General features: G+C 74.0%; 7 protein-coding genes, 1 pseudogene and 1 riboswitch. Of the genes and pseudogenes, 7 read left to right on the top strand and 1 reads right to left on the bottom strand.

What is annotated here, in order from left to right; all coding sequences use genetic code 11:
• Positions 1–317, bottom strand: a pseudogene (locus H5J29_RS20785) (NADP-dependent oxidoreductase); the annotation flags it as partial.
• On the opposite strand from H5J29_RS20785, the gene H5J29_RS20780 reads away from it, so the two are divergent.
• The 7 genes from H5J29_RS20780 to H5J29_RS20755 all read left to right on the top strand — a co-directional run.
• A complete protein-coding gene (locus tag H5J29_RS20780; RefSeq protein WP_220187706.1) occupies positions 277–636 on the top strand; it encodes a hypothetical protein in 360 nt (119 codons plus the stop codon). The pseudogene H5J29_RS20785 and the gene H5J29_RS20780 sit on opposite strands and share 41 nt — an antisense overlap.
• A gap of 62 nt (positions 637–698) precedes the next feature.
• Positions 699–800, top strand: a riboswitch (SAM riboswitch).
• Between the two features lie 7 nt (positions 801–807).
• The gene (locus H5J29_RS36310) at positions 808–912 is read left to right on the top strand and encodes a putative leader peptide (protein ID WP_312858326.1); all 105 of its coding nucleotides are present in this window, start codon (positions 808–810) and stop codon (positions 910–912) included.
• 123 nt (positions 913–1,035) lie between these two features.
• Entirely contained in the window at positions 1,036–1,527 is a 492-nt protein-coding gene (locus tag H5J29_RS20775; protein ID WP_181782719.1) for a GNAT family N-acetyltransferase, read from the top strand.
• Entirely contained in the window at positions 1,524–2,480 is a 957-nt protein-coding gene (locus tag H5J29_RS20770) for an amino acid ABC transporter permease (RefSeq protein ID WP_181782718.1), read from the top strand. Before H5J29_RS20775 ends, H5J29_RS20770 begins: the two co-directional genes overlap by 4 nt.
• Before the next feature lie 8 nt (positions 2,481–2,488).
• On the top strand, positions 2,489–3,244 hold the full coding sequence (locus H5J29_RS20765) for an amino acid ABC transporter ATP-binding protein (RefSeq protein ID WP_181782720.1): 756 nt from the start codon (positions 2,489–2,491) through the stop codon (positions 3,242–3,244).
• 24 nt (positions 3,245–3,268) lie between these two features.
• The gene (locus H5J29_RS20760) at positions 3,269–4,252 is read left to right on the top strand and encodes an ABC transporter substrate-binding protein (protein WP_181782717.1); all 984 of its coding nucleotides are present in this window, start codon (positions 3,269–3,271) and stop codon (positions 4,250–4,252) included.
• Positions 4,249–4,898 (top strand): LLM class flavin-dependent oxidoreductase (locus H5J29_RS20755; RefSeq protein ID WP_181782716.1); only part of this gene is annotated, 650 nt, incomplete at its 3' end. The genes H5J29_RS20760 and H5J29_RS20755, both read left to right, overlap by 4 nt.

The following is a 4,898-nucleotide window of genomic DNA, read 5'->3' as shown; positions in this document are numbered from 1 at the left end:
GCCGGCGCGCGGACCCGCTCGACCAGGCCCGGCCCGTAGGTCGTGGGGAGCGCGCCGAGGGACCGGAGGAAGTCGTGGTTGCGCTCGCTCGCCGTCCCGATCACGGTGGCGCCGCGGGCGGTCGCGAGCTGGACCGCGACGGTGCCCACGCCACCCGCCGCGCCCTGGACCAGCACCGTCTGCCCGGAGCCGACCCCGAGCCGGTCGAGGACCCGGGTGGCCGTCTCGACGGCGCCCGCGGCGCCACCCGCCTCCTCCCAGCTCCACGTCGGGGGCTTGGCGGCCCACGCCGCGAGCACGACCGGCTTCGCCCGCGCGTTCACCTCGCCGCCGCCGCGCGCCGTCGACCTCGCCGCGGACCGTGACCGGACGCTGCACCTGCTGCTCGAGCTGATGGGTCGGGCCAAGGCCGCCGGTCTGCTGCGGCGGGACTTCGTGCTCGAGGACTTCAGCCTGGCCCTGATGGCGAACGAGGGCATCCGGGCCGAGTCGCCGGCGCTGAGGCTGGCCGCGACACGTCGGTTCGCGGCCCTGATGATCCAGGCGTTCCGGGCGGAACGGGCCCCGACGCCGCTCCCGCCCCCCGTCCGGCTCCCGCTCTCCCGGGAGGGCGTGGCGAGGCTCGATCGCTCCTGACGCCGGGAACTTGCACGTTCATGCTCTTGACAATCGCGTGGCGTGACAGGTTGAGTACAGGGAGTCCATCCAGAGCGGCCGAGAGACCCGGCTCGACGACGCCGCAGCAACCCGCGCCCAGCCACCCGCTGGGCGCAGGGTGCTACCGCCGGGTGCGATGGGGGCCGTGGGATGACCAGCCGAGCGCGCCGCGCCGCGGGCGGTCTGTTGGTGCCGCGCTGGACGCAGCGCCTGCACGTCGACCTCTGCCGGGTCACCACCGCGCTCTGTCGCTGAGTCACGCCCGCTCCAGGTCCTGCCGTAGGTCCCGCGCGCGCCCGGTTCCCGGCGTGCCCGCGTCCCGTGCCGTCCTCCTTCCCGCCCGAGGTGTCCCATGCCCCTGAACCCCCGTCCGCCGCGATGACGGCGCCGCTGGAGATCCGTCGGGTCGACTACGCCGACCCGCTGGTCCGCCCGATGCTGGAGGACCTCGACCGCGAGTACGGCGCCCGGTACGGGCACACCCTCGGCGACCTGGACGCGGAGACCCGCCGCGAGCGGGACCGGTTCGCCCCGCCCGACGGCGGGCTGGTGCTGCTGCTGGAGGACGGGGTCCCCGTGGCGGGCGGGGCCTTCCGCCGCTGGGACGCCGAGACCGCGGAGCTCAAGCGCATCTGGACCGACGCCGCGCACCGCCGCCGCGGGCTGGCCCGGCGGGTGCTCGCGGAGCTGGAGACCGAGATCGCCGCCCGCGGCTACCGCCGGATCCACCTGACCACCGGCCCGCGCCAGCCCGAGGCCCAGGCGCTCTACCTGGCCACCGGCTACACCCCCGGCTACGACCGCACCCTCGATCCCGAGCTGATCGGGCCCCATCCCTTCGACAAGACCCTCCCCGGAGCGACCCCATGAGCGAGCTGACCGCCGCGCCACGGACGGGCGGGGACGCCCCCGCCCACGACCCGCCCGACGCGGACCTCACGATCGTCCCGTCCCGCCACCCCTGGCGGCGGGTCGCCACGGCGGTCGTGGCCGTCCTCGCGGCGATGGCGGTGAACGCCCTGGTCACCAACCCCGCGTGGGACTGGCCGACGGTGGGGCAGTACCTGTTCGCGCCCTCGATCGTCCGGGCGGTGCTGCTCACCCTGCAGCTGACGGTGCTGGGGATCGTCGTCGGTTTCCTGCTGGGCACGGTGCTCGCGGTGATGCGGCTGTCCGCGAACCCGTTGCTGCGGTCGGTGAGCTGGACCTACATCTGGATCTTCCGATCGGTCCCGCTGATCCTGCAGCTGCTGTTCTGGTACAACCTCGCGCTGCTCTATCGCTCGATCTCCTTCGGCATCCCGTTCGGCCCGGCGTTCTTCGAGATCGGGACGATGGACCTGGTCAGCCCGCTGACCGCCGCCGTGCTCGGGCTGGCGCTGCACCAGGCCGCGTACGCCGCCGAGGTGGTGCGCTCGGGGTTCCTCGGGGTGGACCAGGGCCAGCTCGAGGCCGCCGCCGCGCTCGGCATCCCGCAGTGGCGCCGGTTCCGCCGGATCCAGCTCCCGCAGGCGATGCGGACCATCGTCCCGACCGCGGCGAACGAGCTGATCGGCCTGGTCAAGGGCACGTCGGTGGTCTACATCATGGCGCTGTCCGAGCTCTTCTACCAGGTACAGGTGATCTACACCCGGACCGGGCGCGTGATCCCGATGCTGCTGGTCGCCGCGGTCTGGTACCTGGTCCTCACCACGGTGCTGTCGATCGGGCAGTTCTACGTCGAGCGGTACTACGCGAAGGGGGCGCTGCGCACCCTGCCCCCCACGCCGCTGCAGCGGCTGCGCGCGACGATCGGCGGCCTGCGGGCGCGGGTGGCCTCGTGAGCACGCCGATGGTGGAACTGCGTGGCGTGCACAAGAGCTTCGGCGCCCTGGAGGTGCTGCGCGGGATCGACCTCACCGTCCGCGCGGGCGAGGTCACCGTGCTGCTGGGCCCCTCGGGCTCGGGCAAGTCCACCCTGCTGCGGGCGATCAACCACCTGGAGAAGGTCGACCGCGGGTTCGTCCGGGTGGACGGAGAGCTGATCGGCTACCGCCGCGCCGGGCGGAAGCTGCACGAGCTGCCGGAGCGGCGGATCCTCGCCCAGCGCAGCCGGATCGGCTTCGTGTTCCAGAACTTCAACCTGTTCCCGCACCTCACCGTGCTGGAGAACGTCACCGAGGCCCCCGTCTCCGCCCAGGGCCGCGACCGCGCCGAGGTGCGGGCCGCGGGGCTGGCGTTGCTCGACCGGGTCGGGCTCACCGACTTCGCCGGGCAGTACCCGCGCAGGCTCTCCGGAGGGCAGCAGCAGCGCGTGGCGATCGCCCGGGCGCTGGCCCTGCGCCCCGCCCTGCTGTTGTTCGACGAGCCCACGTCGGCGCTGGATCCCGAGCTCGTCGGCGAGGTCCTCGACGTCATGCGGGACCTCGCCCGCTCCGGCACGACGATGGTCGTGGTCACCCACGAGATCGGGTTCGCCCGCGAGGCCGCCGACACCGTGGTGTTCCTCGACGAGGGCCGCATCGTCGAGCAGGGCCCGCCCGCCCAGGTCCTCGACGACCCCCGCGAAGCGCGCACCCGCGCCTTCCTCTCCGCCGTCCTCCACTGAAGGACCGGTCCAGAAAGGACTCTCATGTCCCGCATCCCCCGCCACCTCCGCCACCTGCGGCTCGCCGTCGTCGCGCTCGCCGTCCCGCTGCTGGCGGCGGTCGCCTGCGCCGGACCCGATCCGGACCAGGCCGCCGCACCGGCCGGCGCTCCCACGGTCAACACCAGCCCGGACCAGAACCGCGTGCGGGCGGAGGAGGACGCGGCCATCGCCGCGACCGTGCCGCAGGCGATCCGCGACCGCGGCACCCTCGTCGTCGGCACCACGGGCAGCGGCAACCCGCCGCTGTCGTTCCGCGCCGACGACGACCGCACCGTCATCGGGGTCGAGCCGGACATCGCCCAGCTCGTCGCGGACAAGCTCGGCCTGGAGCTCGACCTGCAGCCGACCTCCTGGGAGAACCTGTTCCTGGCCGTCGAGTCCGGGCAGTTCGACGCGGGCTTCTCCAACATCACGGTGACCGAGGAGCGCAAGGACAAGTACGACTTCGCCACCTACCGCACGGACACGGTGGCCTTCGAGGCACGCAGAGGCGGCAAGGTCGAGAGGATCGAGAAGCCCGCGGACATCGCCGGGCTCACGATCGGCGTGGGGCCGGGCACCAACCAGGAGCAGATCCTGCTGCGCTGGGACGAGCAGAACAAGGCCGCGGGCCTCGCCCCGGCGGTGGTCCAGTACTACCAGAACCAGGGCGACTTCTACCTCGCGCTGGACTCCGGGCGGCTCGACGCCTACCTCGGTCCCAACCCGACCTCGGCCTACCACGTCGCCACCGGCGGGACCACCACGATCGTCGGGACGGTGAACGGCGGCGGGGACGTCCAGGCGGACATCGCCGCCATGACGAAGAAGGGCAACGGGCTCGCCGCGCCGATCGCCGCGGCGCTGAACTCGCTGCGCGAGGGCGGGCAGTACGCGGAGGTCCTGGCCCGCTGGAACCTCTCCGACGAGGCCGTGCCCACCTCGCAGGTCAACCCGCAGGGCCTGCCGCGCAAGGCCGCGTCATGAGCACGCTGCACCTCGCCGTCGAGCTCGACGGCGAGGGCGCCCACCCCGCCGCCTGGCGGCGGGCCTCGCACGCGCCCGCCGCCCTGCTCACCCCGGACCGCGTCCGCGCGGTCGCCCAGGTCGCCGAGAACGCAGGCTTCACCCTCGCGACCTTCGACGACTCGCTGCTGCCGCCCGGCGGCGTCGGCCCGGTCGGGCGGATCGGCGCGGTCGAACGGGCCGCGTTCGCCGCCGTGCACACCAGCGTGCTCGGCCTCGCGCCCGTCGTGCCGACCACCTACAACGAGCCCTTCCACGTCTCCTCGCAGCTCGCGTCCCTGGACTTCGCCGCGATCGGGCGGGCGGGCTGGCTCGTGTCCACGACGCCCGAGGCCGCGGCCGCCCGCGCCTGGGGCAGGCCGGTCGTCGAGGGGGCGGAGGACCTGCGCCGCGAGGCCCGCGACGCGGTCGGGGTCGCCCGCGACCTCTGGGACTCGTGGGAGGACGACGCCGCGGTCCGGGACGTCGACACCGGCCGCTACCTGGACCGCGACAAGGTCCACTACGTCGACTTCGTCGGCGAGACGTACTCCGTCAAGGGCCCGGCGATCGTGCCGCGCCCGCCGCAGGGGCAGGTCGTCGTGCTCGCTCCGGCGGGGCTGCTGCC

This window comes from Pseudonocardia pini (assembly GCF_013870575.1).
Lineage (GTDB): Bacteria > Actinomycetota > Actinomycetes > Mycobacteriales > Pseudonocardiaceae > Pseudonocardia > Pseudonocardia pini.
This window is presented reverse-complemented; position numbering and strand designations above follow the sequence as displayed.

Excerpts from the sequence above, each read along its gene's own strand:
- H5J29_RS36310 (WP_312858326.1), top strand. The coding sequence starts at position 808 with ATGACCAGCCGAGCGCGCCGCGCCGCGGGCGGTCTGTTGGTGCCGCGC.
- H5J29_RS20775 (WP_181782719.1), top strand. The coding sequence starts at position 1,036 with ATGACGGCGCCGCTGGAGATCCGTCGGGTCGACTACGCCGACCCGCTG.
- H5J29_RS20770 (WP_181782718.1), top strand. The coding sequence starts at position 1,524 with ATGAGCGAGCTGACCGCCGCGCCACGGACGGGCGGGGACGCCCCCGCC.
- H5J29_RS20765 (WP_181782720.1), top strand. The coding sequence starts at position 2,489 with ATGGTGGAACTGCGTGGCGTGCACAAGAGCTTCGGCGCCCTGGAGGTG.
- H5J29_RS20760 (WP_181782717.1), top strand. The coding sequence starts at position 3,269 with ATGTCCCGCATCCCCCGCCACCTCCGCCACCTGCGGCTCGCCGTCGTC.